This window comes from Pseudogemmobacter hezensis (genome assembly GCF_013155295.1).
Lineage (GTDB): Bacteria > Pseudomonadota > Alphaproteobacteria > Rhodobacterales > Rhodobacteraceae > Pseudogemmobacter > Pseudogemmobacter hezensis.
Window position 1 is genome coordinate 18,876 of record NZ_JABJXT010000022.1, and the last position, 14,176, is coordinate 33,051.

Annotated in this window: 18 protein-coding genes; 10 read left to right on the forward strand and 8 right to left on the reverse strand. The window is 62.1% G+C overall.

The annotated features are described in order from the left end of the window. The first annotated feature begins 72 nt into the window (after positions 1–72). The gene (locus HOY34_RS18360; protein WP_172365553.1) at positions 73–351 is read left to right on the forward strand and encodes an HU family DNA-binding protein; all 279 of its coding nucleotides are present in this window, start codon (positions 73–75) and stop codon (positions 349–351) included. A 70-nt stretch (positions 352–421) separates the two neighbouring features. Here the strand turns inward: HOY34_RS18360 and HOY34_RS18365 are convergent, their stop codons facing one another. From HOY34_RS18365 to HOY34_RS18385, 5 genes are all read right to left on the reverse strand, one after another. Further along, entirely contained in the window at positions 422–946 is a 525-nt protein-coding gene (locus HOY34_RS18365) for a ClbS/DfsB family four-helix bundle protein (protein WP_301538915.1), read from the reverse strand. A gap of 92 nt (positions 947–1,038) precedes the next feature. After that, positions 1,039–1,479, reverse strand: coding sequence for a JAB domain-containing protein (locus tag HOY34_RS18370; RefSeq protein WP_172365555.1), 441 nt, complete (start codon positions 1,477–1,479; stop codon positions 1,039–1,041). Next, on the reverse strand, positions 1,472–1,672 hold the full coding sequence (locus HOY34_RS18375) for a hypothetical protein (protein WP_172365557.1): 201 nt from the start codon (positions 1,670–1,672) through the stop codon (positions 1,472–1,474). The genes HOY34_RS18370 and HOY34_RS18375 overlap by 8 nt, the downstream gene beginning before the upstream one ends. Positions 1,673–1,816: 144 nt before the next feature. Then, positions 1,817–3,013: a DUF932 domain-containing protein gene (locus tag HOY34_RS18380; protein ID WP_172365559.1), complete on the reverse strand. Its 1,197-nt coding sequence runs from the start codon at positions 3,011–3,013 to the stop codon at positions 1,817–1,819. A 101-nt stretch (positions 3,014–3,114) separates the two neighbouring features. Continuing rightward, positions 3,115–3,483: a thermonuclease family protein gene (locus tag HOY34_RS18385; protein ID WP_172365561.1), complete on the reverse strand. Its 369-nt coding sequence runs from the start codon at positions 3,481–3,483 to the stop codon at positions 3,115–3,117. 216 nt (positions 3,484–3,699) lie between these two features. On the opposite strand from HOY34_RS18385, the gene HOY34_RS18390 reads away from it, so the two are divergent. The 3 genes from HOY34_RS18390 (at position 3,700) to HOY34_RS18400 (ending at position 5,192) form a co-directional block, all read left to right on the forward strand. Then, entirely contained in the window at positions 3,700–4,017 is a 318-nt protein-coding gene (locus tag HOY34_RS18390; protein ID WP_172365563.1) for an H-NS histone family protein, read from the forward strand. Between the two features lie 53 nt (positions 4,018–4,070). After that, a complete protein-coding gene (locus tag HOY34_RS18395; protein ID WP_172365565.1) occupies positions 4,071–4,490 on the forward strand; it encodes a hypothetical protein in 420 nt (139 codons plus the stop codon). A gap of 315 nt (positions 4,491–4,805) precedes the next feature. Beyond that, positions 4,806–5,192, forward strand: a complete 387-nt coding sequence (locus tag HOY34_RS18400) for a helix-turn-helix domain-containing protein (RefSeq protein ID WP_172365567.1) — start codon at positions 4,806–4,808, stop codon at positions 5,190–5,192. A gap of 64 nt (positions 5,193–5,256) precedes the next feature. Here HOY34_RS18400 and HOY34_RS18405 read toward each other — a convergent pair whose 3' ends face one another. From HOY34_RS18405 to HOY34_RS18415, 3 genes are read right to left on the reverse strand one after another with little or no spacing between them, the layout of a single operon-like run. Then, the gene (locus HOY34_RS18405) at positions 5,257–6,297 is read right to left on the reverse strand and encodes a response regulator (RefSeq protein ID WP_366926982.1); all 1,041 of its coding nucleotides are present in this window, start codon (positions 6,295–6,297) and stop codon (positions 5,257–5,259) included. Further along, positions 6,269–8,074, reverse strand: a complete 1,806-nt coding sequence (locus tag HOY34_RS18410; RefSeq protein WP_172365571.1) for a sensor histidine kinase — start codon at positions 8,072–8,074, stop codon at positions 6,269–6,271. Before HOY34_RS18410 ends, HOY34_RS18405 begins: the two co-directional genes overlap by 29 nt. Then, entirely contained in the window at positions 8,071–8,547 is a 477-nt protein-coding gene (locus HOY34_RS18415; RefSeq protein WP_216654830.1) for a putative pterin-binding protein, read from the reverse strand. The genes HOY34_RS18410 and HOY34_RS18415 overlap by 4 nt, the downstream gene beginning before the upstream one ends. 174 nt (positions 8,548–8,721) lie before the next feature. On the opposite strand from HOY34_RS18415, the gene HOY34_RS18420 reads away from it, so the two are divergent. Genes HOY34_RS18420 through HOY34_RS18445 form a run of 6 tightly spaced genes read left to right on the forward strand, consistent with a single transcriptional unit; the run spans position 8,722 to position 14,170 of the window. Then, positions 8,722–9,672, forward strand: a complete 951-nt coding sequence (locus HOY34_RS18420; RefSeq protein ID WP_253944541.1) for a hypothetical protein — start codon at positions 8,722–8,724, stop codon at positions 9,670–9,672. Beyond that, positions 9,669–11,888: a vWA domain-containing protein gene (locus tag HOY34_RS18425; RefSeq protein WP_172365575.1), complete on the forward strand. Its 2,220-nt coding sequence runs from the start codon at positions 9,669–9,671 to the stop codon at positions 11,886–11,888. The genes HOY34_RS18420 and HOY34_RS18425 overlap by 4 nt, the downstream gene beginning before the upstream one ends. A 10-nt stretch (positions 11,889–11,898) precedes the next feature. Next, positions 11,899–12,381, forward strand: coding sequence for a hypothetical protein (locus HOY34_RS18430; RefSeq protein ID WP_172365577.1), 483 nt, complete (start codon positions 11,899–11,901; stop codon positions 12,379–12,381). Between the two features lie 26 nt (positions 12,382–12,407). Further along, a complete protein-coding gene (locus HOY34_RS18435; RefSeq protein ID WP_172365579.1) occupies positions 12,408–12,974 on the forward strand; it encodes a hypothetical protein in 567 nt (188 codons plus the stop codon). Beyond that, complete coding sequence (locus tag HOY34_RS18440) at positions 12,974–13,519, forward strand: hypothetical protein (protein ID WP_172365581.1); 546 nt, start codon at positions 12,974–12,976, stop codon at positions 13,517–13,519. Before HOY34_RS18435 ends, HOY34_RS18440 begins: the two co-directional genes overlap by 1 nt. Beyond that, positions 13,520–14,170, forward strand: coding sequence for a hypothetical protein (locus tag HOY34_RS18445; RefSeq protein ID WP_172365583.1), 651 nt, complete (start codon positions 13,520–13,522; stop codon positions 14,168–14,170). It begins immediately after the preceding gene. The last annotated feature ends 6 nt before the right edge of the window (positions 14,171–14,176 follow it).

A 14,176-nucleotide genomic window follows, 5' to 3' on the forward strand; every position in this document is an offset into this window, starting at 1 on the left:
TGCGCGAGATTCAAGATTCCGATTCTGCGCCAAAGCTGACATGGTCATCGGGATCCAACAGGAGCGACCCATATGACCACGATCAACGATATCGCCGCCAAAGTCGCGGAAGAGAATGGCCTGACCAAGGCTCAGGCCAAATCCGCCGTCGAGGCGGTCTTTAAAGCCGTGACCGACGCCGCCCTTGCCGGCGAAGAAACCTCGATCCCGGGCTTCGGCAAGTTCAAGGTCAAGGAAACCGCCGAACGCGAAGGCCGCAACCCGGCAACCGGCGCAACCGTGACCATTGCTGCCTCAAAGAAGCTGGCCTTTACGCCTGCCAAGGCCGTGAAAGACGCGTTGAAAGCGTAAGGCCACAAGCAGAACAGGCACCTCTGCTGCATGCACAGGTTTGCCCTTGCAGCAGAGAGCTGTATCGCTCTCAGCCCTTCTCCTTGAGCCACTTCCGAATCCGGACTCGCGCATTGGCGTAGGGAGAAGACGTATTGAACTGGATCATCCGGCCCTTCGTCCATTTCCCATACCAGGGCCGACCGTAGAGTTCGGCGTCGGACCGTGCGGAAATCGTGTCGACCAGCCGGATCTTGGCCTCGTTCAGGCGTGCCAACAGACTGGTCCAATCCAAAGCCTCATGATCCCGGTAGAACTTCTGGGCCAGCAGACCGAGTTCATTCCATTTGAACCCGGCCTCGGGAAAATCGACCGGCTCACCCCGGTCATCTCGATCCAGCCACTTGAGCACCAAATCGTTCCATCCGATCAGATACGCCACCAAGTCGGCTGGGCTCATCATGGTCCCCGCAACGTGCCCCGCGAGTGATGCTTCCCTTACACGGTCAGTTGGCACTCTCGCGAGATCGGCGGTGAGGCGATCATATGTCGTCGCAATCGCCGCCATGAGTTCGGCTTTTGAACTGGGAACCGCCATCCGGCTCTTCTCCGTCATCCATCTACAATTCTTCACAGTACATTTAACTGGCGATACAGGTGAAGGATGGCAAGCCAGACCCGCCCGGTGAGTATTTGGCGACCTGTCGCTCAGAGATCACCGCGGGCACGCAGGCTGACCTCCCGCCCTGCCCCGACGATGATATGGTCGTGCAACGTGAGGCCAAGTGTCTTGCAGCCCTTCTGGATCTCCTTTGTCATCTTCAGGTCGGCTTCCGAAGGCTCGGGATCACCACTGGGATGATTGTGCACGAGGATCAGCGCCGACGCGTTCATCAGCAGGGCGCGCTTCAGAACCTCACGCGGATAGACTGGCACATGATCGACAGTTCCGACCGAGACCCGAACATCTGAAATCAGCCGGTTCTTCCGGTCCAGGTAGAGTACGTGGAAGCATTCGACCTCACCGCGCACGGCCAGAGCACAATAGTCCAGCACAGCCTGCCAGGAGGTCAGCATCGGGTTCTGGTTGAAATAGCGCGCAAGAATCTCACGCGCCTCAAGGATGACGGTCTGTTCCTGCTCAGTCATCGGCCCGGCCTCCGGGCCCGCCGACAAGCCTTGCGCCCCCATCGTCGTCATCATCTGACACGACGAACTGGAATTCCTGCGTGATGAAGTCGTTGAGCCGGATCGCCAGCTCCATATTCGTGGCAACCGAAAGGCCAAGTGCCATGAAGGCGGCGTAAACAGCGGTATCCACTTTTTCGTCGAAGGTTTGCATCAAGAGTCTCCCGGAATGAGAAGCCCTCCGCCCGCATCTATGAGACCACGAGCGCTTGGGCCGGGAATGGGAAGGGACGCGGCAACCGAGGACCTGCAGCCGGGCTACCGCGTGATGATGGGAAGAATGAGTGCGCGACTGGTGTCAGCCCGCGCGCTCGAGCAACTTCTTGGCCTTGCCCTCCAGCTCAAGCCGGGTGTCCTGCTGGGTCTTGTCCCGTGCGAGGCGCGTGATCCCCTGAACAAAGTCAAAGATGCTCTCGGCCGGGCGGCCCTCCTCCACCAAAACCTTGTCGATGATCTTGCCCGCCTCGAACTTCGAGAAACCGCGCTTGCGCAGGAAGGTCTCGCGGTCCTCATCCGTCCGGGCCACGATCTGCTGACGGGCCGCCTTGATCCCGTTGATGAACCCCGATGGCGAAGAATTGGCAAAGCGGGTCAGCGCCGGTGCCGCCTCATGCGCGAACCGCGAGGCAGCATATTTCGAATGGCGGATGGTGATCTCCTGGAATTCTTCCTGCCCCCAGATATTTCGGTTTTGGCACACGGCGCGCAGGTAGAAACTGGCAATCCCGAGGGTCTTGGCCCCGACCTCCGAGTTCCAGCAGTAGAAGCCGCGGAAGTAGAGATCCGGCGATCCATCCGGAAGCTTGCCCGCCTCGATCGGATTGTGGTCGTCCACGAGGAAGAGGAACACATCGCGGTCCGAGGCATAGAGCGTGGTCGTGTCGCGGGTGATGTCGACGTCCGGGTTATAGACCCCGGTCGACCAGTCGAGCGTACCCGGCACCTTCCAGCGGGTATCACCGGTGCCGTTGCCCGCGATGCGCTGCACGGCCTCGACCAACTCATGGTCATAGATCCGCCCGTAATCCGGGCCGGTCACCGCGCGCAGCTCCGTCCTGCCGTCTTCGGTCTCGAAGGTCTTGATCTGCTCGGCCCTGTGACCCGAGAGACCATACTGCAGGTTGATCCCGGCCAGAGGCGCGGGCAGCTGACGCAGATACGACGCCGGCGCACCGACTAGGCTGGCGAGTTGACCGAAGGCCCAATGGGTCGGCGCCAACGGCGCATCCGCCTTCGGCAGGATCAGTTGCAGCCGTTCGGCATTGTCGCGGCTGGCCTCGACATGGATCTTTGCCGTCTCGACGATACGGGAGGTGCTGCGCTCCGAGCGCGCCTTGACCGAGGCCCAGAGATCATCGAGCGAAAGATAGCGCTCATCATCGGGCCGGTTGAACCATTCGGACGACACCCGGCCGTTACGCTCTCCCCGGCTGACATCCACCTTGTAGCCACCGCGCGACGGTCGCGCGGGTTCCAGAATCTGCATAGTGTTCATGGTAGTCACTCCGCGACGAGCCGCCGGAGGCCTCTCCTCCAGCCCGGACCCGTCACGGGAAACCCACCCGCTCTCTCACTCTGGATCCGACAGGGCTGCCGTCACCAGTATCGGCCGCACAATCCTTCCCGGATCATCACTGCAGCCAGGTCGCGTCCATCGGGCAAAGTGCAGCGTCCGATGCTACGATCATAGCTGGTGCGGCCGTTCAGCGCGCAGGTGAGGGACTGTCCAGCAGTCAATTCCCGCAGCCGACGGGTCGCCACCTGACCCTCTTGTGTCTCGCGCTCGGCACAGTCCAGTGACCCAAACCGGACCGGGACACCAACCACCTCGATCGTATCGCCATCACGAATGTGGCCGACCGGCCCCTCAATCACGCGCACCGCTGCGAGCTCGGGAATTGGTCCGAGAAGCTCGGGAAAACGCTCCACTGCAAAAAACCCGACAGCCAGCGCACCGCCAGCCACGGCCAAAAGCTGGAGCAGACGATTGCCGCCGTCGCTTCTACGCCGATATCCATAAGTTGACCGCCCCCCTCTGGGACGCCGAAATGGTCTTGGTTGTGATCTCCTGCTCATACCACAGCTTTAGGGCATGAAGGCTTGTCAGGCCATGTCCCCGCAAGAGGAATTGCCCGTCGCCGCGCCCTGCCCTATCAATGTTTCAGAACAAAGGGGACAATGATGACCGAAATCAACCTCGACGCGCTTTCGCTGAGCGAACTGAAGCAGCTGGAAAAGTCAGTCGCCAAGGCAATCACCTCCTTTGAAGATCGCCGCAAAGCCGAGGCCCGCGCCAAGGTTGACGAGCTTGCCCGCGAACTCGGCTATTCGTTCGAGGAACTTGCCGATGCGGCGACCGCGCGCAAACGCTCTCCCTCGGTGACGAAATATCGTCATCCAGAAAACCCGGAACTGACCTGGTCCGGGCGCGGACGCAAACCGGGCTGGATCGGCGACGCGCTGGCCGCCGGGAAATCGCTCGAAGATTTCGCTATCTGATCAACAGGGCGGGGAGGGACAGGCCCTCGCTCGCATTGCGAGATGAGGAAGCCATGCAAAATGACCTTGAGCGCAAGATTGCGTCTGTCTTGTCCAAGGCCATGGCGCTGATCTGCGTCCGCAACACTTGTCTCGAAACGCTCCATGCGGGACCCGGGGTGGTCAGCCACACCGGGGACTATTCCGACGTGATCGTGACAGATGCCAATGGCCGACAGATAGCTTGGTCGGAGGTGTCCCGGATCAGCGATGACGAAATGCGTGATTTGATGCGCGAAATCGTCAATCGGCTCTACACATTCCAACTCCGGGTCGGTGAACAAGAGTTCCGCAACTACCTGGATCAACAGCTTACCTCGACCCAAAATTGGGATGAGCCCAGGCACGACTGGAATCTTGCAGGTCGAAAACTGCGTGAGACGGCCGGCTCTGATGCACCAAAAGCCCCGGCCGCCAAAGGCACAGTAGCCTGACCGGAGCCCCCGCTAACAGGTCAACGCGCCATCTTGCTCCCACCCCCCTGAAACCGATACACTGCTTTCGGGGACGCCACGCGTCGTCCCTGGGGCGTGGAAACCCCTGAATCTGTCGGTATTGGCGTCGGCCGAAACGGCGCCGATTCCTTGACCATGCGGTCGGGGAGCCTGTGACGTATGTCCAGGCGCTCCGGTGCTAAAGGTCATAGGGACCGGACAGGTTCGGTTTTCCAACTCCCCGATCATGGGTCAGGAAGCGATTGCGGGGGCGTACCGCAGCATTCGCTTCTGCCCGGTAAAGGGTAGTCCGAGTTGGATGGCGATCAGGACGATTTTGACAGGCGCCTCGGCACGAGGATGAAAGAGCTGCGGACAATGCGCGGCTTGTCACTGCCGGATGTCGCAGCCGAGATTGGCGTGAGCTACCAGCAGATGCAGAAGTATGAAGCAGGCCAGAATGGCCTGTCCGTCAAGCGGATGCTGAGAATAGCAGATCTTTTGGGTGTAGACCCTCATACAGTCTTGAAGTCGGCTTTCCCCGAAAATTGCAAAGACGGGTTCTCTGGGTTGGAGGCATTGCAACGGCGCGGAGAGCGTCAGCGAATACTGAAGGCGTATTTTTCCCTGCCAGAGGATATCAGGTCAGCGTTTTTGCACCTCGTCGAGGAGGTTCATTCCCAAACAAGCAGGAAGCCGTGAGGGCCAGTAAAGGAGCACGGTCCGCGTCGTTGCCATCGGGCGCAAATTCACCAGAGAAAGTCACTTAATCGAGCGTCGCAGATATCGCAGGGCAAGAAAAAAGCAGACCCACAAGGGTCGCCTGACGGTCTGCTCCCGTTTTCTCGAAAATATTGCGCAGATGGAAGGCAACGGTCGTGGCTGACACACCCAAGGTTGCCGCAATCGCCGCAGGTTTCGCGCCACCTGCCAGCAGCAGCGAGATCCGCGCTTCAGTCGGTGTCAGACCGTAGATTGAAGACAGAGTTTCCGGTCGCGGCAGCGGGGGCCGCTGTCTGTTTCCCAGAAACACCGCGATGTGCGGTTCAGCCCGGCCGCTCTGCAATGCGATACCGAAGAGCGGAAGATCATGTTCATCTGAACCGGCTGATATGGTCAGGGCGGCAACCTCTCCCTCGCCTTCGCCTGTCCCTACTTCCCTTAGCCAGATGCCGAGTTTGCGGTTCTCGGCATCATCACGCGCAGAGATTACGCCATCCAACAGCAGCCCCCCCATCTCCGCGACGAGTTTTCGGGCGGCGGTGTTGGCAAAATGGACACGCCGCCCGGCATCGGTCACGATGACCGGGGTCGCGAGCACATCCAGAACACCCATGGCCTCCGGCGAACTGGCGTCGGGCCAGTGCTGCGTAGCCGGGTGGGCCGCGCGATCCGGCCAGAGTTTCACCTGCCTGAGCCGCGCCTCGACGGTTGCCAGCATCAGATCATAGTCGATCGGCTTCACCAGATAATCATCCGCGCCAAGCCGCTTGCCGTCGATGATCTGCTGACGCTCGGCCAAGGCCGTCAGGAACACGAAGGGGATCGCGGCATTGGGTCCGCCACCCGCCTTCACTGCCTTAAGCACCGCATAGCCATCCATTCCCGGCATCGAGATGTCACAGAGGATCAGATCAGGTTGCACACGGGCCAGTTGTTCCAGCGCCCCCTCGCCGCTGGCCACTTCGATCGCACCATAGCCAGCCTCACGCAGTTCATCGGCCAGATCGCGCAAGAGATCGGTCTCGTCGTCGATACACAGCACAAGTCCCTTGCCCTCACGCCCGCCCATTGCCCTCTCCTTCATCCAACTCTGCCGCGCCCGCCCCGGCCGAGAGCAACGTCAGCTCGAATGCGACCGTTCCGGGCGCTGTTGCCAGCAAAGCCAGATCGCCCCCCTGAATCCGCGCCAGACTGCGTGCCATATAGAGACCGAGGCCGATACCGCTGGTCCCCTCCACCCGGCTGCCCCGGTAATAGCGGTCAAATACATGCGGGCGGTCCGCGGCTGCTATATTTCCGGGATTGGCGACGACGACCGAAACGCCATGCCCTTGTGCTGTAATGGTCACATGGATCCTCTCTCCCGGATCAGAGTATTTGCGAGCATTGGACAGCAGGTTGAGCAGGATATGCTCGATCTGCGTCTCGTCGCCAGTCACGAAGACCGGGCCTTCCAGGGGCAGAAACTCAATGCCCATCGGATCGAAATCATGCTCGGCATGTGCCATCAGCCCGGCCAGAAGCGCCGTAATGTCTATCCTGCGCGAGTCGAACGTGACCTGGCCCGCGTCAAGACGGGCGGCGTCGAAAATGCTTTCGATCAGGCGCACCAGCTGCGCGACGGCACCGCGTGCCCGCGTTGCGCGCTCGGCAATCTCGGCGGTGTCGACCGCACTTCCGCGCCGCATCAGCCGCTGCAGGCTGGAATCGATCACCGCCAGCGGGGTGCGGAACTGGTGCGAGATCATCGCGGCAAAATTGCGGTAGATGTCCAGAGACGCCCGCTCGCGGATCAGAGCGGCGTCCAGTTCTTCGGTGCGGCGCGCGACCTCCATTTCCAGCTGATCCCGGTGCCGCGCAAGCGCGCGCTGTGCGTCGTGGCGTTCGGTGACATCCGAGGCGATCAGTACCGCGCCCATGATCTGATTGTCCCGGCGCAAGGGAAAGCCCATCAGGTCGATGAAATGCGGCTCTCCGCCATCCCGGCCGAACACCGATTGATCGACCGCCACACGCGCACGGCCCCCCGTAATGTCCTGCAGCATGGCCGCGATATGCTCCGTGGCAAAAAATCCGGCGATTTCAGCAGGACTGCGGCCGAGTGCCTCGGCGGCACGCACCCCGAACAACGCCTCCATCGCGCCATTCCACACTGAGCACCGTCCGGCCGCGTCAAAGGCCACGATCCCGCGATCCCCGGCACTGACCAACAACTGGGAGAAGGCGCGCTCCGCCTGAAGCTGCGCGGCGCGGCGGTTCGACGCCCGCGCGGTCAGTGCCAATGACAGCACAAGCACCAGCCCAGCCCCGGCAATCACCGCCAGCGACAGAGCGATCTGGCGCATGCCGGTAGCGGTCTCGTCCAACTGGCGCCCGACATCGTCCCATTCCGCGGTCATCGCGCGATTGGCGGCACGGGCGAGCTCGCGACCCAGAGGTTGAAGCGTCTCCTGAACCCGGTCTTTCGCCGCAATGTCACGGGTGAGAAGGAGCGCGAGATCTGCCTCGAGGTGGCCCCCGGCCGCCTCAAGCGCGGTAAGCGTCTGCTCGAACCCCAGATGGATCATGCGGGCGCGCTGTGGCTCATCGAGCAGGATTTGTGTGCGCGAGAACCAGACATCCAACAGCTGATGCACCCGTACTGAATCCTCCGGCCTGGCCCAGGCCGCCTCTTCGGCCAGCCGCAGGGTGGCGGCCTCGGCCCGAGAGATCACCCAGAGCATGTTCTGGGTCAGCTCGATCCGCAGCGTGCTTTGGGTGGCGGTGAGTTGGCGGAACGACATGAGCAGCACCGTCGCGAAGACCGCGATCGTCACAAGCGGCAGCACCACCCCGGCAAACTGGCGGGCGCGCTTCCTCACCGGATGTCAAGCCGGTTCAGCTGCCAGACCCAGCGGGTATCATAGCGGATGTCCTGCAACTCTTCGTGGTCGTCACGGGGGTAGATGATCCACCAGGGCCCCTTGTCACGCGGGGTCAGGCGGGTGCCGTTCATGCTATGGGCCAGGATCACGTCAAAGCGGATAAAATCCTCCATCGGGATCTCGACCTCGTAATCGTTCAGCGCCCCGACGACGACGGTTTCGCCCGGCACATGGCGCGCCATGAGAGCCAGCAGATCGCGCATCAACACGCCCTCGAACTGCTGAACGCCTTCGGTGACCGAGGTCGTTGTGGCGATCTGATGCATCGGCAAGGCCATGATCCGATCTTCATGGATCGTGTTCGATCCCGTGCCACTATCGACAGAATAGTGAATATCCTGTGCAAGCGAAATGCTGGCAGTCAGCGCGAGCCAAGCAAGGGCGGCGGTGAAAATCCGCAGCTTTCTCAAATCAGCCTCCGTAAAAATTACTCGTAACCGGGTCAGGATAGGCCCTGTTGCGATACCTGTCACAGATTTTGCCGTCTTTCCCCCTTCAAACGAACGGGGCGGACCCGGCTCTGTCGTGCAAGGATCGGAAAAATTGGATCGTGCGAGGGCGTTTCGACGATGTGGGATTTCAGTATGGCACAGGCGATCGGCCTGATGCTGCGCACGATGCCTTTCGTGCTTTTGCGTGCGGCGGTCTATTTCGGCATCACCCTTGCCTATATGCTGGCGACCGGCACCGGGGTCGGGGTGGGTTGGGGCATCGGTGCCTTTGGCGATGACGAATTCCGGGCCCAAAGCATGGCCTGGGGCGGCATGATCGGCTTCGGGATCACCGGCGCGGTGATGTATTGGATCCGCGAATACATCCTCTACATCGTCAAGGCCGGGCATATCGCCGTTATGGTCGAGTTGATCGACGGGCGGACATTGCCCGAGGGGCGCGGCCAGATCAGCCATGCCACGGCCGTGGTGAAAGAGCGTTTCGGCCAAGCCTCGATGCTGTTCGCGCTGGATCAGCTGGTCAAGGGCGTGATCCGCGCGGTGACCGGCCTTGTGCGCGGAATCCTCGGCATTCTCCCGATCCCCTATGTCAAACAACTGATGGGTGTGGTGCAGGCGTTTTTGCGGGTGGCGGTGGGCTTTGTCGACGAGATCATCCTGGCCCATGCGATCCGGTCCGGGTCTTCCGATGCCTGGGGATCGGCCCGCGAGGCGCTGGTGCTCTATGGCCAGAACTGGAAGGCGATGCTGCGCAACGCGGCCTGGCTGACGGTCTTCACCTATGGGTTGGCCGCGATTGTCTTCCTCGTCACGCTCGCGCCGGCGGCGGCGCTGGTCTACGCCATGCCCGGTGCCTGGTCCGCGGGCGGTTTCGTTTTCGCGCTGCTCTTCGCATGGAGCGTCAAGGCCGCCTTCCTTGAACCCTTTGCCGTCGCCTGCCTCTTGCAGGTCTGGGTGAAAACCACCGACGGCCAGCCGCTTGATCCCGAATGGGACGGGCGGCTGGAACAGATGTCGTCGCATTTCCGAAAACTCAAGGCCCGGGTCACGGGCGCCTTTACCCGCAAGGGAGAAACCGCATGAAACGCACTCTTTTCGCCGCACTTGCCGCCGCAAGCCTTGCCGTGCCAGCCATTGCGCAACAGCGCCCGGATACGATCCTTGTCCTCGACGCCTCCGGCTCGATGTGGGGGCAGATCGACGGCGTGAACAAGATCACCATCGCCCGCGATGTGGTCGCGGATTTCGTGGCCGACTTTCCCGCAGACGAGAACCTTGGCCTTGTCGCCTATGGCCATCGCGAACGCGGCCAGTGTTCGGACATAGAGACCATCGTCTCGCCGGCACGCGGCACCGGCGAAGACATCGCAAAGATCGTGACCGAATTGAACCCGCGCGGCATGACGCCGATGACGGATGCGGTGATCGCGGCGGCGCAGGCGCTGCGCCATACCGAACAGGCGGCGACCGTGATCCTGATTTCGGACGGGATAGAGACCTGCAATCCCGACCCCTGCGCTGCCGCCCGTGCGCTGAACGAGGCGGGCGTCGATTTCACCGCCCATGTCATCGGCTTTGATGTGCGCGGCGAGGCCGAGGCGCTGCTGCAGATGCAGTGCATCGCGGCCGAGACCGGCGGGAGGTTTTTCACCGCCGACAATGCCAATGAGCTGCGCGACGCGCTGGAACAGGTGGCCGCGCCAGTGGCGGCTCCGTTCACTTTCACCGCCCATCAAAGCGCCGAACCCATTGGACCAGAGCCCGTGTTCTTCTACCCCGGCGATCCGGTGAACAATCCCCTGGTCGAAGGCGATGTCTTCTGGCGGATCTCGGACAATGAACACAGCTTTGAGGTCGAGGGCCACGGCAATCCCTTCACCACCGAGTTGCCCTTTGGCGATTATGTGGTGACTGTCACCGCCGATGTCTGGGACCAGCCGGTGCAGGAGGAGAACACCTTCGCGCCAGACAGCATCAATATGCATGTCATGTTCCCGCCGCCGCCGCCCGCCCTGGCTGAACTGACCCTGCGTGCCGTGATGGACAGCGAAAACGGCCCGCTGATCGACACGCCGATCACCTGGGAGTTCAGCCGCGACGGCGACAGTTTCGAATTCGACGGCAACCCTGGCGTGCAGGAAGTCCGCGACGGAGAATGGAGCGTCACCGGCTATCACACCGCGCTGGAAATCTCGCAGACCCAGACCTTCGATCTGGCCGCGGGCGAGAATAAGGCCGCAACCTTCGTCTTCGAGACGCCGCTGCCCAAGGTCATCCTGACCGCGCCCGAAAGCGTGCCGGCCGTCAGCCAGATCCCCGTCTCCTGGGACGGGATCGAGGCGCATCCCCACCATTCTGTCGAGATCTACAACCCCGCTACGGGCAAGGCATTCGACAGTTCGCTGACGCGCGACAAGTTCCAGACCACGCTTTCCGCGCCCGTCACCGCCGGCACCTATGATCTGCGCTATATCGCCGCCCGGAAGGTGATAGGCACGAAAGCAATCGAGGTCACGCCGATCAATGTGGTCCTGCATGCGCCCGACTCTGCACCGGTGGCCTCCAGGCTTACGGTGTCCTGGGAAGGCATCGGCCCCGCCCCCTATCATCAGATCGTGCTGGTCGATGCGAGTGGCAAGCGCGTGACCGACGCCCATACGAGGGACAGCTTCGAGACCACTCTGCAACTCCCGGAAACCCACGGCGCATATGAGTTGCACTATGTCGCCAAGCGTGAGGTCATCTCGCGCAAGGCGCTTGAGATCACCGACCTGGCGCTGGAGATCATCGCCCCCGAAACCGCGCCCGCCGCAAGCTATCTTGAGGTCAGCTGGTCCGGCCCGCCAAAGGCGCAGAATGATCTGGTCAGGATCCGGCATCCGGGACAGGGCGGCGCGTTGCATGAGGCGCGCACCCAAAATGGCGACCAGGTGACCCTGCGCATGCCCGCAACCCCCGGCACCTATGAGCTGACCTATGAACAAAAGCTGGGCGTGCCGATCATCACAAAGCTGATCGAGGTGACGCCGGTCGACATCCGTCTGATCGCCCCCCCCGAAGTATCGGTCGAGGCCGAGTTCGAGGTCTCCTGGACCGGCATTCCGCCCGCCAATTACGATCTGGTCTGGCTGGGCGCGCCCGAGGGCGGCTCGCGTCTCTCTGAAGCCTATACACGGCAAAAAGACGTGGTCCGGCTGAAGGCGCCCAAAACCCCCGGCACCTATGAGCTGCGCTATTATCAGGGCAATCTGTCCAATGTGATCGCCCGCCTGCCGCTAACCGTCATCCCCGAAAACTGAGGTCTCCGAGATGTTTCGTAAATTCAGTTTTTGCTTGGCGATCAGCAGTTTCGCCGCATCCGCCCTGCCCGCCATGGCGCAGGAAACCGCCGGCACCATCTCCGGCACATTGGACGGCGCCCCTGTCAGCTGGACCTTCTCTGCCGCGCAATCGGATTTCCTTTGGGGTACGAGCCTCGCCAGCATCTCGTTGATGGGCTGGCCCGATGCGGCACCCGAGGGATTCGGCATGATCAGTATCGGGTTCGGGCTGCAACAGGGCAGCCCTGAAAACCCCGAAGTGCTTTTGATGCCGCGCGGCGATGGGCTGGCGCTGTTCGGCCGCGACATCGAAATCACGCTGACAGAGGCCGGGATCGAGGGCGAGGCGCTGCGCCTTTCGGGCAGCATGTCCGGGGTTCTGGGCCAGACCAGTGATTACGGCGCAAACGTGGATATGTCTGCGCCGCGCCAGATCGACCTGACATTCGACGGCGTGATCGCCGCCCCGTGATTTTCCCTTTCGACCGGAGTATTCCCATGAAGACACATATTTTTTCCGCCCTTCTGGTGCTTATGGCCGGGCCCGCCTTCGCGCAGGGTTTTGAACCCATCGGCGAAATCCGCGTCACGTTCCAGGGCGAGGAATTGGTGTTCGAGACGCAGGCCGCCGAAATTGACGGCGAAACCATGTCGTCGGCCACAGTCGGCACCTTGGGCGGCTCACCCGGCCTGCCGCGGGTGAACACACTGCAGATCACCGGCGTCAGGGCTGTGGACGGGCGCACGGCAGGCACCTTGTTCCTGACCCGGAGTTTCGACGAACACCCCCAGGACGGCACAGCCTCGATCATCTGGCAGAACGACTCGGTCAGCTATGCACCCAATCTCTCCACCCCGCCGATGTGGGAGATGAACCCGGATCAGCGTATTAATGTCACCTATGAGGTCGACAGCTATTATTTCGATGGCGAGACCGGCATGATTCAGGCCCGCTTTTCGGGCGAGATATGCCGGGTGGACCAGCCCGGCTATGAAGCCGATCCCACAGATTGCCACGAAATCAGCGGCAGTTTCGAGACCCAGCTTCACAAGGATCAGGACTGATGCGCGGTGCCGCCCTTGCCGCGGCGATCGGCACGGCGCTTCTGGCCGGGCCTGTGCGGGCCGAAGTCATCGAGCTTTTCCCCAGCGAATGCGATGCATCGCCTCCGCTTGAGGATCTCGTCGGTCCCTACCGCCTGTCTGTCTTCCCCGGAACGCTCACCGATGGCGTCCGGTCTGTGGCGGCCTCCCATCACTCCTCCCATGCCGTCAGCCTCATTCTGATGGGTGAAGATCTCGTGTTGCAAGACGCCTCGGGAGGCCCTGCCGTCAGTTTCCGCTATGTCGGCCCGGATGAGCCGGGCTGGCGCGGCGATGACGGCGAGGTCAGCACCGAGGAACTGGCCGAGATCGCAGGCTGCGACGTGAACCGCCTGCCGCGGCTGATCGGGTCGGGAACCACCATGGCGGATGGCGGGCAGGTCAGCTTCACCTATCGGCTGATGGTCTGGAACATGACGCCCGACCATGCCGCCCTGATCGGCGGCATGGAGTGGAGCGGCGGGGGCGTAACCGTCACGCGCCGGGTCATGATGGAGGCACAGTAGATGCAACGTATCGACCGGCGTCTCTTTGGCTTTGCTCTGGCTGGGCTCACACTCTTGCCTCGGTCGGCATGGGCGGACACGCCTGCGGCAATCGGAATGCCGGGGGACGAAGTGACCGGCACCATGGACCTGCTGCGCGCAGGTGAAGCGCCCTTGAGACTGGTCACTTATGCGCGAACCATTCCCGCGCGACCCGCTCCCGAGAATAGTGATCCGACGGCCGCTGCCCTGCTCGACAGCTTGGCCGGGCGCGTGATCCACAGCGCAAGCTGGACATCACCCGACACGCGGGGCGCAGCGCCGGTTGCCTTCTACATCAGCATCGAGGCGTTGGAAAATCCCGACCCGCGAACGCCCTCGGCGCGTGTCAGTCTCGAGTTTCAGATCGACCCGGCAACGCTTGAACCCCTGGAGCGCGGCCGCAGTTTCAGGTTCCGCCCGGCAGGCCAGGGGCGCAGCGCGGAATTGAGCAGCAGCACGCTGGACATCTCGCTGGACCACGTCGCCCAGGGCGATCACCCGAATGGTCTGGCTTTGGAGGGCCGAGTGATCGTGAGGATGGAAGACGGCGCGATCATCGAAGGGCACCTACGCATTGAGGATGTTCGCGGGCCAAGCCCAGTCGGCGACCTCATTGGACCTGCACCATAGCTGCGC

Coding starts and splice junctions, on each gene's coding strand:
- HOY34_RS18360 (WP_172365553.1), top strand. CDS start 73: ATGACCACGATCAACGATATCGCCGCCAAAGTCGCGGAAGAGAATGGC.
- HOY34_RS18365 (WP_301538915.1), bottom strand. CDS start 946: ATGACGGAGAAGAGCCGGATGGCGGTTCCCAGTTCAAAAGCCGAACTC.
- HOY34_RS18370 (WP_172365555.1), bottom strand. CDS start 1,479: ATGACTGAGCAGGAACAGACCGTCATCCTTGAGGCGCGTGAGATTCTT.
- HOY34_RS18375 (WP_172365557.1), bottom strand. CDS start 1,672: ATGCAAACCTTCGACGAAAAAGTGGATACCGCTGTTTACGCCGCCTTC.
- HOY34_RS18380 (WP_172365559.1), bottom strand. CDS start 3,013: ATGAACACTATGCAGATTCTGGAACCCGCGCGACCGTCGCGCGGTGGC.
- HOY34_RS18390 (WP_172365563.1), top strand. CDS start 3,700: ATGACCGAAATCAACCTCGACGCGCTTTCGCTGAGCGAACTGAAGCAG.
- HOY34_RS18395 (WP_172365565.1), top strand. CDS start 4,071: ATGCAAAATGACCTTGAGCGCAAGATTGCGTCTGTCTTGTCCAAGGCC.
- HOY34_RS18405 (WP_366926982.1), bottom strand. CDS start 6,297: ATGAAGGAGAGGGCAATGGGCGGGCGTGAGGGCAAGGGACTTGTGCTG.
- HOY34_RS18420 (WP_253944541.1), top strand. CDS start 8,722: ATGGCACAGGCGATCGGCCTGATGCTGCGCACGATGCCTTTCGTGCTT.
- HOY34_RS18425 (WP_172365575.1), top strand. CDS start 9,669: ATGAAACGCACTCTTTTCGCCGCACTTGCCGCCGCAAGCCTTGCCGTG.
- HOY34_RS18430 (WP_172365577.1), top strand. CDS start 11,899: ATGTTTCGTAAATTCAGTTTTTGCTTGGCGATCAGCAGTTTCGCCGCA.
- HOY34_RS18435 (WP_172365579.1), top strand. CDS start 12,408: ATGAAGACACATATTTTTTCCGCCCTTCTGGTGCTTATGGCCGGGCCC.
- HOY34_RS18440 (WP_172365581.1), top strand. CDS start 12,974: ATGCGCGGTGCCGCCCTTGCCGCGGCGATCGGCACGGCGCTTCTGGCC.
- HOY34_RS18445 (WP_172365583.1), top strand. CDS start 13,520: ATGCAACGTATCGACCGGCGTCTCTTTGGCTTTGCTCTGGCTGGGCTC.